Source organism: Novosphingobium sp. TCA1 (genome assembly GCF_009811895.1).
Taxonomy (GTDB): Bacteria; Pseudomonadota; Alphaproteobacteria; order Sphingomonadales; family Sphingomonadaceae; genus Novosphingobium; species Novosphingobium panipatense_A.
On the sequence record NZ_BLJH01000025.1, the window covers coordinates 12,782 to 34,670 of the forward strand.

Genomic DNA, 21,889 nt, shown 5'->3' on the forward strand with positions numbered 1-21,889 from the left:
GACAGCTGGTTTTGGCGGGCGAGTTCGTCAACTCTTGCCGGGCGCCTCGGGGGGAGCCGTTGCAGCGCCCTGCGTTTGCGGAGCCGGCGTTTCCGGGGGGCGCACCTCGATCTCGACCCTTCGGTTCCGGGCGCGTCCCTCCAGGTCGTCACTGCCGTCCAGCTTGCGGTTGGGGGCGACCGGCCGCGCTTCGCCCAGCGCGATCACGGTGATGCGCTTGCCATCGACGCCCTTCGTTTCGAGATAGGCGCGCGCCGCTTCCGCCCGGCGGCGCGAGGCCGCCAGGTTGTCTGCGTCCGACCCCTTGGAATCGCTGTGGCCCCAGATGGTGATCGCGCCGCCCGCTTCGAAGGCGGGCGCGGTGAGAATGCCGTCGATCAGCGCCTTTCCGGCGTCATCGGGCTTCGCGCCCTTGGCGGGATAGGGCACAAGGATGTGGACCGGCTCCAGCGGCGGCGCTTCCGTAGGTCCGGTGCCGACGTCGGCGCGGATGATCGACTTCCTGGGCTCTTCGGCGGGCTCGTCCGGGGCGGCGCTGGCCATCGCGTCGGATTCTCCGGCATCCTGGGTGGCCGCTTCGGTGGTTTCTCCCTCGCTTCCGCCGCCCTGCTGGCAGCCGCAAAGGGCTGCGATCAGGATGGAGGATGCGATCACGGGCGCGCTTTTCATGCTGTCGCCTCCTTCTTGTCGTTGGTGTCGCGCGATCCTTCAGGCTCGCCGTGACGGGACGGGCCATAGGAAATGACGGTGTCGCCCGGCTGCGGCACGGGCCGCGAGGCATGGGTGAAGAAGCGGATCTTGCCGTCCTTGCGCAGCAGGAACAGCATGTCGGCCTCGTCTGGCAGGGCGGCCTGGGCATCGGCGAAATCGAACTGCTCGCTGATGCGGGTCTTGCGGAAGGCCCAGCCGGCGCGCTGGCGCTCCATGATGTCCTCGACCCCCAGCCCGGAAGCGAACATGGCGCGGCCGCGCAGGGCCTCCGGCAAGCTGCGATGATCCTCGTCGTCGCCCATGCCGCCCAGCTGATAGACCGAATCCCGCCCGATATCGGGTGCGAACTCGCTGCACACCAGCGCGTTGTAGGCCTCGCTGTCGGTCGTCGCGACGAGGACCTGGAACTGTGCGAGGTCCAGCCGTTCCTCCGTCGATTCCGCCAGGATCTCGCCATGATAGGTGGGAATGCCCGCCTGCCGCGCCACGGAAAGGCGTTGCCAACTGGTATCGGCGATCATGACCGGAACGTCGAGCTGGCGCAGCTGCTCGGCAAGCGACAGGCTCCAGGGCGTGCTGCCCACCACAAGCAGGCCCTTCTTGCGCGCGCCTGTCACTTTCAGCCAGCGGGCCACGTAGCGAATGCTGAAGCCGTGGGCGAGGATCGTGGCGACCACCACCGAGAACGATAGCGTCACCAGGATGCTGCCGTCGCCGTAGCCCAGTTGGTCCAGCCGCAGCGCGAACAGGCCCGACATGGCCACGGCGACGACACCGCGCGGGGCGATCCATGCCACCAGCAGGCGCTCGTTCCACGGGATCTTGCTGAAGGCCAGGCTGATCAGCACCGTCGCCGGGCGGACCAGGAACAGCAGGGCGAGAAGGTAGGCGATGAAGCGCCATTCGAACTGGCGCAGCACGTTGAAGTCCAGCGAGGCGGAGAGCAGCACGAAGACGCCGGAAATCAGGAGAACCGTGACGTTCTCCTTGAAGGGGTGAATGTCGCGCAGGCTGTCCAGCCGCATATTGGCGATGGCCACGCCCATGACCGTGACCGCGAGCAGCCCGGTTTCCTGCTGGATCAGGTTCGACAGCACAAAAGTGCCGATTACCGCGACCAGCAGGACGGGCGCCTTGAGATATTCGGGAACATGGCCGCGCGGGAAGGCCCAGGCGATGGCGCGGGCGACGCCGTACCCGATCAACCCCGCGACGAGGGCCGCCGCGAGCAGGGCGGCGAGCACCGAAAGCAAGGTGCCGCCTTCGTCCACGCGGCGCAGGTATTCGTAAGTGATGACGGCGCAGAGCGCGCCGAAGGGATCGTTGACGATCGCTTCCCACTTCAGGATCGCACGCGGACGGGGGGCGACGTTGCTCTGGCGAAGCAGGGGGATCACCACGGTGGGCCCGGTGACGACGAGAATGCCCGCGAAGAGCACCGCGACCGGCCAGACCAGTCCCGCGACGTAATAGCAGGCCAGCGTTCCCAGCACCCAGCCAACGGGAATGCCGATAACCATGAGGCGCGTTACCGCGCCCTCGGTTCTGCGCAGTTCGCGGAAATTGAGGCTGAGGCCGCCTTCGAACAGGATCAGGGCGACGGCCACGGAGACCATCGGTTCGAGCAGGTCCCCGAATGTGTGTTCGGGCACGACCAGACCGGTGACGGGACCTGCAAGGACACCGGCGGCGAGCATGAGGGCAATGGCCGGCCACCCGGTACGCCACGCAATCCATTGCGCGCCGATACCGAGAATGCCGATCAGCGCGAAGACAAGGGCTTGCTGCTGCATGGGAAAAGCATAACGGCCCTTGGCGCAAAAGGTAAACACCGGGCGGGAGATTTTCCCGCCATAAGGGCGCTCGCCGGGCATCCAGACTTGAAAGAGGACGGCAAAGTCGGGTAAGGGCGCCCCATTCGCAAGGAGCCCGGTGAGAATCCGGGTGGCTATTCCGGCCGCCGATCCGCCGGACAATCTCACATGACTCTCATTTTCCAGCGCCGGTATTTCCGGCGTCATGTGCAATTGCGGACTTCATCCATGTCAAACGCACTCACCCGCTACCGGCGGCAGTGGTTCAGCGACGCCGCCCCTGTGCGCCGCGACGTGCTCGCGGGCATCGTCGTCGCCCTGGCGCTCATTCCCGAAGCCATCGGTTTTTCGGTCATCGCAGGGGTAGACCCGCGCGTCGGCCTCTATGCCTCGGTGGCGATCGCCATCGTGATCTCCTTCACCGGCGGCAGGCCCGCCATGATCTCCGCCGCGACGGCCGCCGTTGCCGTGCTCGTCGGTCCGCTGGTGCGCGACCATGGGCTCGACTACCTCTTCGCGGCAACGATCCTGATGGGACTGTTCCAGATCGCCGCGGGCCTGCTGCGGCTCGATCTGGTGATGCAGTTCGTCTCGCGCTCGGTCATTACCGGCTTCGTCAATGCTCTCGCCATCCTGATCTTCATGGCCCAGCTTCCCCAGCTCACCCATGTCGGCTGGCAGACTTACGCGATGGTCGGCGGCGGGCTTGCCGTGATCTACCTGTTCCCGCGCGTGACCAGGGCCATCCCGTCTCCGCTCGTCGCGATTCTGCTGCTTTCGGCGCTCAGCATCTCGATGGGACTGCCGGTTCATACCGTGGGCGACATGGGCCGCCTGCCCGAAGGCCTGCCGAGCTTCGCCCTCCCGCACGTTCCGCTGACGCTGGACACCTTGCGGATCATCTTGCCCTATTCGCTGACGATGGCGGCGGTCGGTCTGCTGGAATCGCTGCTGACGTCGCAGATCGTGGACGACATGACCGATACGGACAGCGACAAGCGGCGCGAATGTGCGGGGCAGGGCAGTGCCAATATCGTCGCCGCCCTGTTCGGCGGCATGGGCGGCTGCGCCATGATCGGCCAGTCGGTGATCAACGTCAGTTCCGGGGGGCGCGGACGGCTTTCGACATTCGTGGCGGGTGCGTTCCTGCTGTTTCTTCTCGCCGTGCTCGGGCCATGGGTCGGGCGCATTCCCATGCCCGCGCTGGTCGCCGTCATGATCATGGTCTCGATCGGGACGTTCAGTTGGGCCTCGATCGCCAACTTGCGCCGTCATCCGCCGACGTCCTCGGCCGTCATGCTGGTAACCGTGGTCGTGGTCGTGGCGACGCGCGACCTTTCGCTGGGCGTGCTGGCAGGCGTGCTGCTTTCGGGCGTGTTCTTTGCAGGCAAAGTGCAGCGCATGTTTGCCGTGGAGCGCGATCTCTCTGCCGATGGCGAGCGAGCGACCTACCGGGTGACGGGGCAGATCTTCTTCGCCTCCGTCCAGCGCTTCACGCGGGCGTTCCAGTCGGAAAGCGAAGCCTCGCACGTCCTGATCGACGTATCGGCCGCGCATTTCTGGGATATCTCTGCCGTCGGCGCGCTGGACAAGATCGTGGCTCGCCTACGCCGCGAGGGGCGCTGCGTCGAGATCGTCGGATACAACCGGGCCAGCGCGGACATCGTCGACCGCTTTGCGCTGCACGACAAGACCGGCTTCGAAACCGGCGCCACGCCGCACTGATATCGCATTCCGGGACGGCATGGCGCCGTCCCGGAATGTCTTGCCTTACTTCCCCGGCACCAGCCGCATCGCCGCGCCGCCGCCCGGCGCCAGCCAGAGCGTGTAAGTGTCGCCCTTCTTCACGGTGCGTGTGTCATAGGCGATCCTGTGGCGGGCATCGGTGAGGTAAGTCGCGCCCTCCCCGTCCTTCCAGATCGTTGCCTTGTAGCTTTTGCCCGGTTCGAGGAAGTCAAACGAAAGCGTGACGTTGCGCGCTGTCGCATCGTTAACACCGCCGACGAACCATTCGGGGCTCTTGCGATCCTTGCGCGCGAAGACCGCGTAATCGCCCACTTCGCCGGCGATCAGGTGGCTTTCCGCCCAGTCGGTGGGGACATGGCTGATAAACTCCATCTCGCGCGGATGCTTGTCGAGGTTCTCGACGAAGTCCGCCGCCATCTGGATCGGCGAATAGATCGCGAGGTAAAGCCCCAACTGCTTGGCGAGCGTGGAGGCCAGCGGATCGTGCTTCGCGCCTTCAAGGCTGAGCACGCCCGGCGTGAAGTCCATCGGGCCGGAGAGCATGCGGGTATAGACCAGCGTCGGCTCATGGTCCGGCCCGTTGGCGAAGGCACCCCAGGCATTGTATTCCATGCCCCGCGCGCCTTCGCGGCTGACCCAGTTCGGATACGTACGGCGCAGGCCGGTGTCCTTGACCGGTTCGTGCGCATCGATGGCAATGTGGTGCTGCGCGGCCAGCTTCACCACGTCCAGATGGTGGTTCACCTGACGCTGCCCGTCATGCCATTCCATATGCGTTTCGCCCGGCTTTTCGCCGTAGTGCCAAGTGTCGGCAATGATGCCGCCGCCATCCGCGACATAGCCGGTCTTCACCGAAGTGACGCCCAGCTTCTCATAGAGCGCAAAGCCCGCGTCCATCTGCTTTTCGTAGATGGCGATATTGCCGCCGGTTTCGTGGTGGCCGATCAGCACCACGCCTTTCAGCCTCGCATAGTCGGTCACCGCCTTGATATCGAAGTCCGGCGTCGCTTCGGTGAAGCTGAAATCGCCGTGGCCGAACCAGTCGCCGTCCCAGCCCTTGTTCCAGCCTTCGATCAGCACGCCGCCGAAATTGTGGCGGGCGGCATAGTCGATGTACTGTTTGGCCCGCGCGGTGGTGGCGCCGTGCTTCGGGCCGGTCGCCCAGGTCCAGTCGCCGCGGATCATGCCCCACCAGATGCCGATATAGCGCATCGGCTTCACCCAGCTGACATCGCCCAGCTTGTTGGGTTCGTTGAGGTTCAGCTCCAGATCGTTCTCGACAAGGCCCGCCGCATTGTCGGCAATGCGGATCGTGCGCCAGGGCGTGTTGAACGGCAGATCGCGCACCACCCGCGCCCCGCGTGACGAGGGCGAGAGCGTGGTGCGGAACGTCTGGCCATCGGCCCGCTTGAACCAGTACCCGGCATAATCGACCAGCGCCGCTTCGTGGAACGACAGGTGAGTGCCGTCCTCCAGCTTCATGGTGACCGGCGTATGCGCGGTGGAAACGGCGTCGATCGCGGTCTTCTGGTAGACCTGCTCGTACCGGTTCCACTCGCCACCGGGGATCCACCATGCCTCGCCCTTGGGCACGATGTCGAACTCGGTGGTTTCGTCGGCGATCTTCATCGTCTTCATCGCCGGCTGCTCGGGCAGTTCGTAGCGGAAGCCCACGCCATTATCGAACAGGCGGAAATGCACGTCCATCAACCGGCTGCCCTGCGCGGCGGACTGGCGGAAGTGGACGGTCACCTCGTTATAATGATCGCGCACATTGGTGCGCTCACCCCAGGGCTGCTGCCAGGTATCGTCATGCACGCCCTTTTCGCTGCCGGAGATGGCGAAGCCGCGCACCATGTTGACGCCGTCGGTCAGCACGAAGCCCAGTTTGCTCGGCGCGATCAGCAGCTTGCCTTTGCGCGACAGCGACCAGGTGGGACGGCTGTCGTTGTCGGTGCTGACGGTGAGCACGATGGAGCCATCGGGCGAAGCGGCGGTGACGCTGGTGTTGGCCTCCTGCGCATGCACGGCAAGCGGCGCGAGAGCGGCGGCGAGGATGCCGGCTTTTGCCAGCAGGTGGAAAGGCTTCATGCGTCTTCTCCGTTCAGAGCCTTGGCTTCTTCTTCAATCCAGATAGCGGCCCATGCGGGGAGCGAGCCGGGCGCGCCCTCGTTGACGGCAGCGAGGACTTTGCCTGTTGTTGGCACCTCCTGCGGCCACGCCGCATCGCGCTCACCGATGTTGAACACCGCCAGCACCGACCGGCCTTCAGCCGCACGGCGCAGCACAAGCCGCGTCTCGTCGGCGAGCAACACTTCGCAAGTTCCCCGCCGCAGCACAGCATTTTCACGGCGCAAGTGGATCAGATGCCGCATCAGGTGCAGCAGTGAGGCGGGATCGGCCTCCTGCCGGTCGATGGCGCGGGCAAGGTTCGCTTCGGAAAGCGGCAGCCACGGGTTACCGCCGGTGAAGCCACCATGCTCGTCCTGCGCCTTCCACGGCAGCGGCGTGCGCACGCCGTCGCGAGAAAGGGTGAGCGGCCAGTTGGCGATGGCCTCGGGGTCCTGAAGCAGTTCGAACGGCACCTCGTCCTGCTCCAGTCCGAGTTCCTCGCCCTGAAACACGATCGGGTTGCCCCGTAGCGAGAGGAGCAGCATCGCCTTCATCCGCGCAAAGGCGTCGCGGTGCTCAGGCGCGCACCAGCGCGAGACGGCGCGGGGGGCGTCGTGGTTCTCGAAAGCCCAGCTTGGCCAACCCATTCCGGGTTCATCAGGCCAGAATTCCTGCGCGGCAGCGACGCGCGCGGGGGTCAAGTTCTCGGCATAGAGGAAGTCGAAGCCATAGGCGCTGTTCAGCCGCGCGGGGCCTAGCGTGAAGGCCTTCATCGTCGCGCCGCCATGGAGGCCACCGACTTCGGCCAGCGAATAAGTATCGGGATAGGAGGCGATCAGCGCCTGGAGCCGCTCGATGAAGGCCAGAATATCCGGGTGCGACTGGTTGTAGCGCTGGATCTGGAAATCGTAGGGCCGCGTGCGGACTTTGCCATCCTCCGGCGCGGGCGGATTGTCGCGCAGCAGCGGGTCGTGCATCGAATGGTTGAGCGCATCGATGCGGAAGCCCGAAACGCCCCGGTCCAGCCAGAACTTCGCGACGCCCAGCAGCGCGTCCTGCACTTCTGGGTTATGGCAATTGAGCTGCGGCTGCTCGGCCAGGAAGTTGTGCATGTAATACTGCCCGCGCCGCGCGTCCCAGCGCCATGCGGGGCCGCCGAAGATCGACTGCCAGTTGTTCGGCGGGGTGCCGTCCTCCTTGGGATCGGCCCAGACGTACCAGTCGGCGCGCGGGTTCTCGCGGCTCTGGCGGCTTTCCACGAACCATGCATGCTGGTCCGAGGTATGGGCGTAGACCTGATCGACGATGATCTTCAGCCCCAATTCGCGGGCCCGCGCGATCACGGCATCGAAATCTTCCAGCGTGCCGAAGATCGGATCGACCGCGCAGTAATCCGCGATGTCATAGCCGAAATCGGCCATGGGCGAGGCGTAGAAGGGCGAAATCCACACCGCCTCCACGCCAAGGCTGGCGACATGACCGAGCCGCGCGGCGATGCCGGGCAAGTCGCCGATGCCGTCGCCATTGGCGTCCGCGAAGCTGCGGGGATAAATTTGGTAGATGGCGGCGCCGCGCCACCATTCGGCAGGTAAGGTCATGGTCTTTTCCGGGGGGAGTGGATCAGGGTTTGGCCGCGCAGACCGCAAAGCCCAGCGGCGGCAGTTCGACGCGCACCGAACCGGGCGCGCTGGCCGTGGCGGCGCAGGCCGTGCCCGCCAGCGCCTCGAACGCAAGCGAGGCCGGATCGACGGCAACTTGCGCCGAGATCGGTGCGGTGGAGGTGTTGAAAGCCAGCAGCACCTCGCGCCCGGTCTTGGGATCGAAGCGCGAGACGGCGACGAGGCCGGGCTTCTCCGATGCCGCGCGGGTGACTGAACGGCCGTCGGTCAATGCGGGCGTCTTCACGCGCAAGGCGGAAAGCTGCGCGATCAGGCGATAGAGCGGATGGGCGGGATCGAAGCTTTCGGTCTTGGTGGTCTTGGCCGTGCCGACCAGTGCCTCGCCGTTGTAGATTGCCACTTTGCTGGCGAACATGTCCTGCCGCGAAAGCTGGTCGCCGCCCGTACCGGCAAAGCCTTGCTCGTCGCCGTAATAGATCGTCGGCACGCCGCGCAGGGTGAGCAGCATGGCGTGGGCCAGTTCGTCGCGCTTCAGCAGTTCGTCCGCACTCATCGCCGGGTTCGCGGCCTTCAGGAACATCGCCGCGCGCCCGGCATCGTGGTTGCCGAGGAACGTCGGCAATTGCATCGCCGCCCTGGCGCCGCCCTCGTAAAGCCCGTCATCATCGGGCAGGCGCGCCAGTTCCTCGCTACTACCGCCGCCCGCTGCCTTCAGAACCGCGTGCATGAAGGCGAAGTCCAGCACGCCGGGCAGGGCGGCATTGCGCGTCCAACTTGCCAGCAGCGCCGGGTCGTAGTCGCCGCTCATCACTTCGCCGAAGATGTGGAAGTTCGGGATACCCTTCGCCGCCGCCCGCGCCTTCATGGCGGGGACGAACTGGCGCCAGAATTCGGGGTTCACATGCTTGGCGGTATCGATGCGGAAACCGTCGACGCCGTACTTGTCGATCCAATCGCCGTAGATCGCGATCATGCCTTCGACCACGCGCGGGTTCTCGGTCGCAAGATCATCCAGCCCGACGAAATCGCCGTACTGCGCGCTCTCTCCCTTCCAGTCGGTATTGCCGCGATTGTGATAATAGATCGGGTCGTTGAGCCAGCCGGGCACTTTCACCCGCTCCTCGCCCTTGGGCACATAGGGGGTATAGGCGAAGGACGGATCGATCATCTTCGCCCAGTTCGCCGCGCTGGCATCGCCGTCGCCCGCAAAGCCGGGATTGATCGGCGCGCCGCCGACGCCGCCCTTACGCGAAAACGGGTAATCCGCCTTGGAGCGGTAGGGATAGCCCTCGGCGGTGCCTTCTTTGTACTGGATCACATCCGCCGTATGGTTGGCGATAATGTCCATGTAGACCTTCATGCCCTTCGCATGGGCGGCATCGACCAGCGCCTTGAAGTCCGCATCCGTTCCGAAATGCGGATCGACATGGGTGAAATCGGTGATCCAGTAGCCGTGATAGCCCGCGCTCTCATTGCCCTTCGGCCCCTGCACGGGCTTGTTCCTGAAGATCGGCCCCACCCAGATCGCCGTCGCACCGAGGTTCTGGATATAGCCCAGCCGCGCGGTCAGCCCCTTGAGGTCGCCGCCGTGGTAGAACGCTTTGTCCACCGGATCGAACCCGGTGACCAGCTTGCCGCCCTTGAGGCCGCCCGTGTCGTTCGACGGATCGCCGTTCTCGAACCGGTCGGGCAGCACGAAGTAGATAACTTCCTGCTCGGGTGTACGCGCACGCAGGTCTTCCAGCGGGCCAGCCATCGCGGTGGGAGCGACAAGCGATGCGGCCAGCGCAGCGAGGGAAGGAAGCAGGCGGTTCATCTCAAATTCTCCGATGTTTCCCGTCATCGTCACCCTGAACTTGTTTCAGGGTCCATCCATCAGCACGCCCGGAGGCTTCGGATGCAAGGCCGGTCACGCGGTTTGCGTCCGGTGCCTTCGTGCAAGGCGACACATAGACCCTGAAACAAATTCAGGGTGACGGGGGCGGAACCGGGAAGGGAGGGAGGGGGACTTCCCGGTTCCGCTTGTACGGTGCCGCAGCGGAGGAGGAGGTTCCTTTGCGGCACCGAAGTCTGGCCTCAGAACTTGCCCGAGCCCGGATGGGCTCAGAACTTATACGTAAAACCAGCCAAGTACCGCGCGCCGTAGCGCTGGTAGTCGATGATCTGGCGGCTATCGCCCGGATTGGTCGTCACGAAGGGCGCATTGGTCAGGTTCTGGCCCTGGATGTAGAGCGAAAGCCCTTCCAGCGGGCTGCCCGGTTGGAAGTCGTAGCCGATCTGCGCATCGACGATCGTTTCCGGCTGGGCCCGGCGCCGCTCGCGATTGGCTGCGAAGCCTGAGACTTCACCGATGAAGGTCGAACGGTAGCGGACCGAACCGCGCATGTTGAAGCCCCACTTCTCGAAGTAGGCGGTGCCGTTGGCGACCCACTTGGAATAGCCCGGCAGTGCCGAGGCGGGTTCGCCCGGCGTCGGATGGATCTTCGATTGCGTATAGGCGACCGAGCCGGTCACGCCGAAGCCGGAAAGCGCGGAAGTAAAGGCATCGAAGGGAACGGTGCCCGCCACCTCGACGCCATAGACTTTGCCGCCCTGTCCATTGACCGGAACGTTGATCAGCGCCGTCGGCGAGATCGCGTAGCCGTTGCCGGGATCGGGCAGGGCCAGCGTCGAACTGTCGATCGCCACGTCCTGATTGTAGACGTAGCTCTTGAGGTCCTTGAAGAAGAACTGCGCGGCGAGATAGCCCTTGCCTGCGAAATACTTCTCGAACGTCAGGTCGAGCGCATTGGCACGCCACGGCCGCAGGTCCGGGTTGCCCGAGGAACCGGTGACCACGGCGACGCCGTTCGTGAAGGTATAGCCGTATTCCAGCGAGGCGCGCATGTCGTCGAGGCGCGGGCGGATGATCTCGCGGGCCGCGGCGAAGCGGATCACGAAGTCGCTGGGGAAGCGCAGCGAGAGGTTCAGGCTCGGCAGGACGTCGAGATAGTCGGTGCTCGATTTGCGGGTGGCGTAGAGATAGCTCGGCGAGCCGTTGGGATTGAGGATCTGCTCGCCCGTGACCGGATCCAGGTTGGGCGCGGCACTGCCGCCGCTGGAGTTCTGGTCGGTCCAGATCGCCTGCACACCCAGGTTGCCGGTCAGTTCGGCGGCGCCGATCTGCGACCTGATATTGGCCTGGAGGTAGCCGGTCATCAGCTTTTCGCGGATGGCATAGCCCTTGGAAACCACATCGCCGGTCGGGTTGGGCACCAGGTTGTAGATGCCGTCACGAACCAGCGCGAGCGGATCGTAGCTGATCACGTTGCCGAGGCCGAGATACTTGAGGTTGGTGGTGCCCAGGCGGTACTGCTCTGGCACCGCGACACTCACCGTGCCGTCGGTATTGGCGGCAAGACCCAGGAAATACTCCTCGGGCACGAGTGTCTTGGCATGGCTGGTATAGTTCATGCCGGCCTGGATCGAACTGAAGAAGGAGGATTCCAGCTCCCTCTTCACTTCGGTGCGGAACTGCCAGAGTTCGTCCTTGATCTTGCGGTCGTTGTAGTAGCCGTCCTGGCCGCCGTAGATCGCGGCCCCGTCCGTGCCGACTTGCGTGCCGCCCCAGCCTTGCGGGCTGGTGAGCAGGATCTGGTTCCAGTCACCGTAGTCGATGCCGTGGCTGAAGGTCGTTCCCTTGGCGGCGCTGGTGAAACCGATCGTGTCGGTCGCGCCGGTGCCGAGGCGGCCGGTGCCCGAATAGCTCTCGACGGTCAGTTCGTTGCGGTCGGTCTTGGAATAGCTGGCGTCGAACATCGCGCTCCAGCCGTCGTCGCCCTTCCATTCGTTGTTCCAGCCGAACGAGTAGAGCTTGGCGTGGCGCTGGAAGGCATCGTTGCGCAGGATGCCCTTCACGTTGGAGAAGCTGCCGTCGGTGATCAGCCCGTCCTCGACGGTATAGCCCGGATTGAGCGTGGCAGAGGACGAGTAGAGCGGCAGTTCGATGCCGCGCTTGATCTGGTCGTCCTTGAAGTCGGAATAGAAGGCGTCGATCGTCGAGGTGAAGTTCGGGCTCGGGCGCCATTGTAGCGTGCCGTTGAGGCCGAGGCGCTTCAGCTTGCTCGAGGTATTGTACGATTTCGAGCCGCCGATGACCTTGTTCCCGTCCGGCGCGGTTTCATAGCCCCAGGCGTTGAACTCCTGAACCTGATAGGGTTCGTCGGTATAGCTGGCGCCCAGCGCAATGCCGAGGGTGTCGTTGGCGAACTGGTCCACGTACATGCCGTTGACGCGGTAGCCCTTGTCGTCGGACCCTTTGTTCAGCTTGCCGAGGTCTGCGTAGACGCCGCGTGCGCCCACGGTGATGATACGCTTGCCGGCATCGAGCGGACGGATCGTGCGCATGTCGACCGTGCCCGACAGACCCTGGCCGACCAGGCTGGCCATCGGCGTCTTGTAGACGTTGACCGCATTGATCACCTCGGAGGGATACTGGTCGTACTCGACCGCGCGGTTGTCACCGGTCGAGGTCTGCTCGCGGCCGTTCAGCAGCGTGGTCGAGAAGTCCGGCGCGAAGCCGCGGATCGAAATCGCGTTCGAGCGGCCGTTGACGCGCTGCGAGGTCAGGCCCGGCAGGCGGGCGATGGATTCGGCGATCGAGGCGTCGGGCAGTTTGCCAATGTCCTCGGCCGAAACCGATTCGACGATCACTTCGGCGCGCTTCTTGTTGTTGACCGCCGATTCCAGGCTGGCCCGGAAGCCGGTAACGATGATCGCGGGGCCGTCTGCCTGATCGCCCGAAGCCGCCGCGTCCTGCGCGAAGGCCTGCGCCGGAAGCAAGGTCGCGGCTCCGGCAGCGAGAGAGGCGACGAGAGCCAGCGAGGACGAATTCCTCAGGCGCGAAAATTCCTTGTGAAGCGACATCCCGTCCTCCTCCAGTGGTTGCCGTCCGTCCCTGGATGCTCTGGGGACGAACGTGGAAGGTCCGACGTTTTTTGCGCCGCGACTCTCCCGCTCCACTCTCGCTTAGGGCGCGACAGGTGAATGCATAATATGGCATACGTATACGCAAGTGCCGCGAGGCCACGTTGCGTTGCAGGATTGCAACGTTGCTCGCATGGCTCCAAACCGCAAAAATACAGAGTTTTACGAGGATAATCGGGAAGCCGAAAGCATGGGACGCAAACCGAGCAACAGGCCGACCAGTTTCGACATCGCCTATCGGGCAGGCGTGTCGCAGCCCACCGTCAGCCGTGCCCTCAGAGGCAGCAAGTCCGTCAGCGCCGCCACGCGCGCCCGGATCGAGGAAATCGCACGGGAGCTGAACTATTCGGTCGACAAGAACGCTTCGTCGCTGCGTTCCCAGCGCTCGAACACCATCGCCCTGCTGTTCTTCGAGGAGCAGACGCCCGACGATTCGAAGATCAATCCCTTCTTCCTGGCCATGCTCGGATCGATCACCCGGCAATGCGCCAATCGTGGGCTGGACCTGCTGATCTCGTTCCAGAAGATGGAGGACGACTGGCACGTCCGCTATCAGGACAGCCACCGTGCCGACGGGCTGATCCTGCTCGGCTACGGAGACTATACGCTCTACGAAAGCCGGCTGACGCAGCTGGTGGGGCAGGGGACCCAGTTCGTGCGCTGGGGGTCGGTAAACGAGGACAATATCGGCGCGACCGTGGGGTCCGACAATTTCGGCGCGGGGCGGCTGGCGGGCGAGCACTTGATCGGGTTGGGGCGGCGGAAAATCGCTTTTCTCGGGCAGGCGGACGAGCACTATCCCGAATTCGCGGAGCGCTATCACGGGCTTTGCGCGGCCATGGCGGAGGCCGGATTGGACTGCGATCCCGCGCTACGCCGCGATACCATCAGCCACGAGGATCTTGGCTACGCGGCGATGCGCGATCTGATCGAGAGCGATCTGGCGTTCGATGCGGTCTTTGCCGCCAGCGATCTTATCGCTATCGGCGCCATGCGTGCGCTCGTCGCGGCGGGACGTGCGATTCCGGGCGATGTGGCGGTCATGGGTTTCGACGATCTGCCCGCCGCCAGCATGACCAATCCGCCGCTGACCACTGTCATGCAGGATCTGAAAGGCGCAGGTGAGCGGCTGGTCGAAACCCTTGTGGCGCTGATCGAGGACCGCCCGCTTCCAGATGCCACGCTGGGCGCGCGGCTTGTGGCCCGTCGCAGTACCCTGGGCTAGCTGCGTATTCGTATGCATATTGCCGCGCTCGGGGTGCCGTGCAAGGGAACCGGTAAGCGATCCGGCATGCGACCGGCGCTTTCATGGGAAGGGACGCGATGAAGGAAGCCGCAGTGCTGGAAAAGCCCCGGCAGGGATGGGCCGGGCTCTGGAACATCAGCTTCGGTTTCTTCGGCATCCAGATCGGTTTCGCCCTTCAGAACGCCAACATGAGCCGGGTCTTCCAGTCGCTCGGCTCCTCGATTGACGATCTTCCCGCGCTCTGGATCGCCGCGCCCTTGACGGGCCTGCTGGTACAGCCCGTCGTCGGTCACTTGTCTGACCGCACGTGGCTGGGCCGTCTGGGGCGCAGGCGGCCCTACTTTCTGGCTGGAGCCGTGCTCGCGGCGAGCGCTCTGCTGGCCATGCCCCAGAGCGGCGAATTGCTGATGGCGGCGATGCTGCTGTGGATGCTCGATGCCAGCCTGAACATCTCGATGGAGCCGTTCCGCGCTTTCGTGGGAGACATGCTGCGCAAGGACCAGCATACGGCGGGCTATGCGGTGCAGACCGCCTTCATCGGCGTGGGCGCCGTGGTGGGTTCGCTGTTCCCCTATGTGCTGGATCATCTAGGCGTGAGCAATGTCGCGCCGCCGGGCGGCATTCCCGACACGGTGCGGCTCAGCTTCTGGGCGGGCGGCGCCGCCCTGCTGGCGGCCGTGCTCTGGACCGTGATGACGACACGCGAATATTCGCCAGAAGAGCAGGCCGCGTTCGACGAAGCGGCGGCGGAACAGGCTGTCGGGGGCGAAAACCTCGCCGCGCGCAGCATGGTTTCGGGGCTTCCCTGGATCGTCGCGGGCCTGCTGGTGGCGCTGGGCGTTTATGTGTGGAAGCTCGAAAAGGAGGTCTATCTGCTTGGCGGCCTGCTGGCGGGATATGGACTGGCCGTGCTCGGTGCGATCCGGCTTGCGCGGGCCGGTCGGGGCACTTCGATGCTGGCGGGGATCGTCGGCGATTTCTCGGGCATGCCGCCGATCATGAAGCGGCTGGCCTTCGTCCAGTTCTTCAGCTGGTCGGCGCTGTTCATCATGTGGATCAACACCACGCCGGTCGTCGCGCAGTATCACTTCGGTTCTGCCGATCCGGCGAGCGCCGCCTATCAGGCGGCTGCCAACTGGGTGGGCGTGCTGTTTTCGGTCTACAACGGCGTTGCGGCGATCGCGGCGCTGGTGGTGCTGCCGTGGCTGGCGGCGCGGCTCGGCAAGGCGAGAACCCATGCGGCTTGCCTCGTGCTGGGCGCGGCCGGTTTCGCGGGCTTCATGGTGCTGCGCGACCCCGACATGCTGACGGTTTGCGAGATCGGCATCGGGATCGCTTGGGCCTCGATCCTGGCGATGCCCTACGCCATTCTGGCCAGCAGCCTGCCGCAGGCCAAACTCGGCGTGTTCATGGGGCTTTTCAACGTCTTCGTGGTTCTGCCACAGCTACTGGTGGCAACCGTCATGGGATCGATCATGAAGGCCTTCTTCCCCGGCGAGCCGATCTGGACGATGGGCTTCGCGGCAGCGACGCTGCTGGTGGCAGCCTTCGCGTCGCTGCGGATCGGGAAAGATATCTAGAAATGACCTGTGCAGTAAGCGAGCAGCAGAATGATGGGAATGGGAACGCCTATCAGCCAGAGTAGACCCGAGCGCATGGTTTTTTCCTTTCGCCTGTAGTCGAGGACAAACCCTGGCGCGGCACGCGGTTCCACGGCCACTGCGATCCGGCATCTTGTGAGACTGTCACAATCCGATAAGAAACCACTCCGGTTCGCACCAAAACCAGAGGAATTTCAATGCGGCTTCCTGCCTTCCTGGCCTTTGCTTCCCTGATCGCCCTGTCTCAGCCGGTTCTTGCGCAAAAGGACGATGCGCCTGACGCCGGCAGGCAGCATGCCGAAAAGACGGCCGATGCCGTTGCCGCCAACTGGGCGAGCGCGCCGGTCGAGGAAGTGACCCGGACCAGCAAGGGCACGGCGCGGGTGGACGGCAAGTCGATCGGCTATACCGCCACGGCAGGTACGCTGACGATCCGTGATGCGCAGGGCAAGCCGACCGCGAGCATGTTCTACACCGCCTATACGGCGCCCGGAAAGCACCGCCCGGTGACGTTCTTCTACAACGGCGGTCCCGGCTCTGCGAGCCTCTGGCTGCGCATGGGCAGCTTCGCGCCGGATCATGTGCGTACCGGCAATCCAGAGGCGGTGCGTCCGGCCCCCTACGATGTCGGCCCCAACCCGGACAGCCTGATCGGCAGCACCGACATGGTGTTCCTCGATGCGGTGGGCGCGGGCTATTCGCGGCCGCTGGGCGATGCCAAGGGCGCCGAATTCTATGGTGTCGATCAGGACGTGGATGCCTTTGCAAAGGCCATCATGCGCTATGTCACCAAGAACGCGCGCTGGGGCGATCCCAAGTACATCTTCGGCGAAAGCTATGGCACGACGCGCTCGGGCGCGCTGGCCTATCAGTTGGAGGATCGCGGCATGGCGCTGAACGGCGTGATCCTGCTTTCCTCGATCATGAACTACGGAATCCGCCAGTCCGGCTTCGACACGATCCACATCGGCTATCTGCCGACTTACGCCGCCGTCGCCTGGTATCACAATCGCGTTGCCGACCGCCCGGCGACGGTGGACGAATTCGTCGAGCAGGCCCGCCAGTTCGCCAACGGGGAATATGCCGCCGCGCTGGCCAAGGGGCAGGATATCACGCCGGCCGAGGAAGACGCGGTGGCGCAGAAGCTCAGCCGTTTTACCGGGCTTTCGGTGGACTACGTCAAGCAGGCCAATTTGCGCATCGATCTCGGCCGTTTCCGCAAGGAACTGCTGCGCGGCGGGCGTGAGACGGTCGGCCGCTTCGACGGTCGCTACAAGGGACTGGATGCGGACGCGGCAGGCGAAAGCCCCGAGTACGATCCCTCCGACACGGCGATCAGCGGTCTCTACGTCGGCAGCTTCCTCGACCAGCTCACGACCAGGCTGGGCTACCAGACCGACCTCGATTACCGCCTGAGCGCGCGCGAAGGCGGCGATTTCGACTGGGACTGGAGCCACCGCCCGCCGAACGGCCGCCCGCAGAATGTCGCCGACGTCACGGCCGACCTTGGGACGGCGATGCGGATCAACCCGCATCTGCGCGTGCTGTCGCTCAACGGCTATTACGACATGGCGACGCCGTTCTTCTCCACCGAGCGCGACCTGAAGCACATGATGCTGGAGCCGGGTTTGCGGCAGAACCTGCAGTTCCGCTACTATCCGGCGGGGCACATGGTCTATCTCAACCCCGAGGCGCTCCACCAGATGCGCGTCGACATGCAGCGCTTCCTTGCCGAGGACGCGCGCTGATTGAAAAGGGGCGGTGGTCTGGCCGCCGCCCCGTTCAACCCAGGCCGGGCACCGGCTGCTCGGCTGCCTCCGTCTGCATCGGGCCGCGCATGCCGAGGCGCTGCGCGACGATGGTGGGCACGAGCGCCTGCCCGGCGACGTTCACCGCCGTGCGGCCCATGTCGAGGATCGGGTCGATCGCCAGCAGTAGCCCCACGCCCTCCAGCGGCAGGCGCAGGGTGGACAGTGTCAGGGTCAGCATCACCACTGCACCGGTCAGGCCCGCCGTGGCGGCCGAGCCGATCACCGAGACGAAGACGATCAGCGCATAGTCGGAAAGCTGAAGCGGCACGCCGTAGAACTGCGCCACGAAGATGGCCGAGATCGCGGGATAGATCGCGGCGCAGCCGTCCATCTTGGTGGTCGAGCCGAGCGGCACGGCGAAGGCGGCGTAAGAGCGCGGCACGCCGAGGCGCTCGGTCACTTCCTCGGTCACCGGCATGGTGCCCACCGAGGAGCGCGAGAGGAAGCCGATCTGGATCGCTGGCCAGGCGACCGAGAAGAAGCGCAGCGGATTGATGCCGTGGATCAGCAGCAGGATCGGATAGACCGCCAGCAATACGATCGCGAGGCCGATATAGACTGCGCCCGCGAAAGCGCCCAGCGCGGAAAGGGCGTCCCAGCCGTAGCTGATGACGGCATTGGCGATCAGCGCGGCGGAGCCCAGCGGGGTCAGCGCGATCAGCCAGCGCAGCATCTGGCGCAGCACGAGGTTGGCCGAGGTCATGAACGTCAGGAACGGCTCGGCCTTGGTGCCGATGCGCACGGCGGCTGCGCCCACGGCGACGGCGGCGATGATGATCTGGAGAACGTTGAAGGAAACAGAAGTGGCGGGGCCGTCCGCCTCCAGGGTGGTGGAGGCGGTGATGCCCAGGTAGTTGGCCGGGACCAGACCCTTGAGGAAGTCCAGCCAGCCGCCAACGGCCTTGGGCGCCTGCGCTGCGGCCGCATCGACGCTGGCGTGGAGGCCGGGCTGGATGGTGAGGCCCAGGGCGATGCCGATCAGCACCGCGATCAGTGCGGTGATGGCGAACCAGAGCAGTGTCTGCACTACCAGCTTCACCGCATTGTCCAGCCCGCGCAGGGCAGCGACCGAAGCGATGATCGCCGTGAAGACCAGCGGCGGCACCAGCGTGCGCAGAAGCTGGACGAAGATCTGGGCCACGGTGTGGAAGGTCTCGGTCGCGCCGACGGAAAATGCGCTGTCCGGCCCGATCTGCCTGACCACCAGTCCCGCGACGAGGCCGATGACCATGCCGAGCATGACCTGCGTTCCAAAACCGGGAAGCCACGACCGACCGGCGCGCGGGTTATTCGACATTCCTATACCTTCACATCCTGGCCATGCGGCCCGGCCGAACCTTCAATTTCGTCGCTTGAGGGCCGTCATGCAAGGGGTGGACGGTATCCTGTGCCCATGAACCTGACGCGAAAAGCGGCTTGCTCTGGGATTAAACGGGTGCGTCATATTGTCAACTTAATTGATAGACAATACGACGCACCTCATCGCCGCCATGCCGATTGCGCGGTCCCATAACAAAAAGATAGTCTTCCATGCCTTCATGGTTTGGAATACTATAGCAATAACAAAGCAATAAACGATTGCCCGTGCGCAATTCAAATTGGTCGAGGGTGTGGCGAAAAGCCTATGCGCGACGCTTCCGTCTGTGCGGTTCAGGACCAGCCCGGAATACGGGTAAGGCATTGATTGTGCGTATGTTCCGCTTCGTATCGCTCGAAGCGGGCATGGCCGTGCCTTTTGCTTTTTCCGTGCCGCACAGATCCGAATCCGTTTCGAACGAAAGCTAGCAAGGAGGTGCCGCATGCGGGGCACGACGAACGATAGTGGTCTGCTGACCAGGGCATGGCTACTCCTGCTGGGAGTAGTGGTGCTGGGCGCGGGGCTCTTCTTCACGATCGGGGGCGTCAAGCTCGTCAGCCTGGGAGGGAGTTTCTACTTCGTCCTGGCCGGGATCGCGCTGCTGGTCTCCGGCTTCCTGATCGCGCGCCGCCGTCCGGCAGGTGCGCTGCTGTTCGGTGCGACGTTCCTGCTGACGGTGCTCTGGGCCTTGTGGGAAGCGGGCTTCTCGTTCTGGCCGCTGATCTCCCGGCTTCTGGCCATGGGCGTGGGCGCCACCGTCATCGCGCTCTCCTATCCGCTGCTGCTCCGGGCTTCGGGGCGAGCGCCTTCCTGGAAGCCCTCGATTGCCGTCGCCGCCGTCGTCGGCCTGGCTTCCGCTGCCGGTTTCGCGGGGATGTTCGTACCCCATGCAACGGTGGCCTTTTCCGGTGTGGAAGGCGCATTGGTTCCGGTCGATCCCGCTCATGAGCAGAAGAATTGGGAAGCTTACGGCAATACCGGCGGCGGCAGCCGCTTCGTGGCGCTGGACCAGATCACGCGTGACAATGTGAAGAACCTCCAGGTCGCCTGGACCTATCGCACCGGCGACGTCGCGATCAGCGACGGCAACGGCGCCGAGGATCAGAACACCCCGCTTCAGATCGGCGACACCGTCTATATCTGCACGCCGCACAACAATGTCATCGCGCTGGATGCCGATAGCGGCCGCGAGAAGTGGAAGGCGCGGATCGATGCGCGGGCTTCGGTGTGGAACCGCTGCCGCGGCCTTGCCTATTTCGATGCGACGCGCCCGCTCCAGCAGCCCGGCATGCCCGGCGCCACGCCGGTCACCGCCGTTACCGTGCCCGAAGGCGCACCGTGTCAGCGCCGCATCCTGATGAACACCATCAATGCCGAACTGATCGCGCTCGATGCCGATACCGGCAAGTTTTGCCCCGACTTTGGCAACGGCGGCCGCGTGGACCTGAAGGCCGGTCTCGGCAATGCGCCCGACCCGCAGTACCAGCTCACCTCCGCGCCGACGATGGCCGGGACCACCGTGGTCGTCGGCGGGCGCGTGGCGGACAATGTCCAGGTGGACATGCCCGGCGGCGTGATGCGCGGCTTCGACGTAGTCACCGGCAAGCTGCGCTGGGCTTTCGATCCCGGCAATCCGGCAATCACAGGTATGCCCGCGCCGGGCCAGACTTATACGCGCTCCACGCCCAACGTCTGGGCGGCGATGTCCTACGATCCGGCCTCCAACACCGTGTTCATGCCGGTGGGCAGTTCCTCGGTGGATCTCTACGGTGTCCCCCGCAGCGCGCTGGATCACAAGTATGGCGCCTCGATGCTGGCGCTCGACGCGACGACGGGCCGTGAAAAGTGGCACTTCCAGACCGTCCACAACGACCTGTGGGATTTCGACCTGCCGATGCAGCCGACTTTCCTCGATTTCGCGGCGAAGGACGGCAGGACGGTGCCCGCGCTCGTCTTCGGCACCAAGGCCGGGCAGCTCTATGTGCTGGACCGCGCGACCGGCAGGCCGCTTACGGAAGTGGCCAATGTCGGCGTCAAACCCGCCAATATTCCGAACGAGCCTTATGCGCGCACGCAGCCGCGATCGGTGGGCATGCCGCAGATCGGCGTCGGCCCGTTGACCGAGGCGGACATGTGGGGCGCCACGCCGTTCGACCAGCTGATGTGCCGCATCGCTTTCAAGGGCATGCGCTACGAAGGGCTCTATACCGCGCCCGGCACCGACAAGTCGCTGAGCTTCCCCGGCTCGCTGGGCGGGATGAACTGGGGCGGCCTTTCGATCGATCCGACCAGCGGAACGATCTTCGCCAACGACATGCGCCTCGGCCTTTGGGTGAAGATGGTCGCGCAGACGAAGGAGCAGGCCGGCAAAGCCGGTGCCGCGGGCGAGGCGATCAATACCGGCATGGGCAGCGTTCCCCTGAAAGGCACGCCCTATTCGGTGGTGAAGGACCGCTTCCTTTCCGCGCTGGGCGTGCCCTGCCAGGCGCCGCCTTTCGGCACGCTGACCGCGATCGACATGAAGACCCGCAAGATCAAGTGGCAGGTCCCGGTCGGCACGGTGCGCGATACCGGCCCGATGGGTGTGAAGATGGGCCTGCCGATCCCGATCGGTCTGCCGACCCTGGGCGGAACGCTGGCGACGCAGGGCGGCCTCGTCTTCATCGCGGGCACCCAGGACTATTACTTGCGCGCCTTCGACTCGGGGAACGGCAAGGAAGTCTGGAAGGCCCGCCTGCCGGTCGGCAGCCAGGGCGGCCCGATGAGCTACAAGTCGCCGAAGACCGGCAAGCAATACGTCGTGATCACCGCAGGCGGCGCGCGGCAGTCGCCCGACCGCGGGGACTACGTGATCGCTTACAAGCTGCCGTAACGGCTGGGAGGGCGGCCTGGTCCGCCCTCCATTTC

At 64.9% G+C, this 21,889-nt stretch carries 12 protein-coding genes and 1 other annotated feature; of the genes, 5 read left to right on the forward strand and 7 right to left on the reverse strand.

What is annotated here, in order from left to right; all coding sequences use genetic code 11:
- Positions 1-27: 27 nt before the first annotated feature.
- A complete protein-coding gene (locus tag NTCA1_RS22030; protein ID WP_159831865.1) occupies positions 28-669 on the reverse strand; it encodes an OmpA family protein in 642 nt (213 codons plus the stop codon).
- Complete coding sequence (locus NTCA1_RS22035) at positions 666-2,504, reverse strand: sodium:proton antiporter (RefSeq protein ID WP_086489948.1); 1,839 nt, start codon at positions 2,502-2,504, stop codon at positions 666-668. The genes NTCA1_RS22030 and NTCA1_RS22035 overlap by 4 nt, the downstream gene beginning before the upstream one ends.
- 128 nt (positions 2,505-2,632) lie before the next feature.
- Positions 2,633-2,689 (forward strand) — a sequence feature (sul1 is cis-regulatory element that is thought to sense ions involved in sulfur or methionine metabolism; They are found in Alphaproteobacteria).
- A gap of 64 nt (positions 2,690-2,753) precedes the next feature.
- Between NTCA1_RS22035 and NTCA1_RS22040 the strand changes: the two genes are divergently transcribed.
- Positions 2,754-4,250 (forward strand): SulP family inorganic anion transporter, encoded by a 1,497-nt coding sequence (locus NTCA1_RS22040; RefSeq protein WP_159831866.1) that lies wholly within the window; start codon positions 2,754-2,756, stop codon positions 4,248-4,250.
- Positions 4,251-4,295: 45 nt separating this feature from the next.
- Here the strand turns inward: NTCA1_RS22040 and NTCA1_RS22045 are convergent, their stop codons facing one another.
- From NTCA1_RS22045 to NTCA1_RS22060, 4 genes are all read right to left on the reverse strand, one after another.
- Entirely contained in the window at positions 4,296-6,362 is a 2,067-nt protein-coding gene (locus NTCA1_RS22045) for a glycoside hydrolase family 97 protein (RefSeq protein WP_159831867.1), read from the reverse strand.
- Complete coding sequence (locus NTCA1_RS22050) at positions 6,359-7,981, reverse strand: alpha-amylase family glycosyl hydrolase (protein ID WP_159831868.1); 1,623 nt, start codon at positions 7,979-7,981, stop codon at positions 6,359-6,361. Before NTCA1_RS22050 ends, NTCA1_RS22045 begins: the two co-directional genes overlap by 4 nt.
- A 22-nt stretch (positions 7,982-8,003) precedes the next feature.
- Positions 8,004-9,818: an alpha-amylase family glycosyl hydrolase gene (locus NTCA1_RS22055; protein WP_159831869.1), complete on the reverse strand. Its 1,815-nt coding sequence runs from the start codon at positions 9,816-9,818 to the stop codon at positions 8,004-8,006.
- 287 nt (positions 9,819-10,105) lie between these two features.
- Positions 10,106-12,907 carry a TonB-dependent receptor gene (locus NTCA1_RS22060; RefSeq protein ID WP_201282569.1) on the reverse strand — a complete coding sequence of 934 codons (2,802 nt, stop codon included), beginning with the start codon at positions 12,905-12,907 and terminating at the stop codon, positions 10,106-10,108.
- 250 nt (positions 12,908-13,157) lie between these two features.
- Here NTCA1_RS22060 and NTCA1_RS22065 point away from each other — a divergent pair, with 250 nt between their 5' ends.
- From NTCA1_RS22065 to NTCA1_RS22075, 3 genes are all read left to right on the forward strand, one after another.
- Positions 13,158-14,192, forward strand: a complete 1,035-nt coding sequence (locus NTCA1_RS22065) for a LacI family DNA-binding transcriptional regulator (RefSeq protein ID WP_159831870.1) — start codon at positions 13,158-13,160, stop codon at positions 14,190-14,192.
- Between the two features lie 98 nt (positions 14,193-14,290).
- On the forward strand, positions 14,291-15,793 hold the full coding sequence (locus tag NTCA1_RS22070; RefSeq protein ID WP_159831871.1) for an MFS transporter: 1,503 nt from the start codon (positions 14,291-14,293) through the stop codon (positions 15,791-15,793).
- Between the two features lie 218 nt (positions 15,794-16,011).
- Positions 16,012-17,562, forward strand: coding sequence for a S10 family peptidase (locus tag NTCA1_RS22075; protein WP_086489954.1), 1,551 nt, complete (start codon positions 16,012-16,014; stop codon positions 17,560-17,562).
- 34 nt (positions 17,563-17,596) lie between these two features.
- Here NTCA1_RS22075 and NTCA1_RS22080 read toward each other — a convergent pair whose 3' ends face one another.
- Positions 17,597-18,922 (reverse strand): dicarboxylate/amino acid:cation symporter, encoded by a 1,326-nt coding sequence (locus NTCA1_RS22080; RefSeq protein ID WP_159831872.1) that lies wholly within the window; start codon positions 18,920-18,922, stop codon positions 17,597-17,599.
- A gap of 502 nt (positions 18,923-19,424) precedes the next feature.
- Between NTCA1_RS22080 and NTCA1_RS22085 the strand changes: the two genes are divergently transcribed.
- On the forward strand, positions 19,425-21,854 hold the full coding sequence (locus NTCA1_RS22085) for a glucose/quinate/shikimate family membrane-bound PQQ-dependent dehydrogenase (RefSeq protein WP_159831873.1): 2,430 nt from the start codon (positions 19,425-19,427) through the stop codon (positions 21,852-21,854).
- The last annotated feature ends 35 nt before the right edge of the window (positions 21,855-21,889 follow it).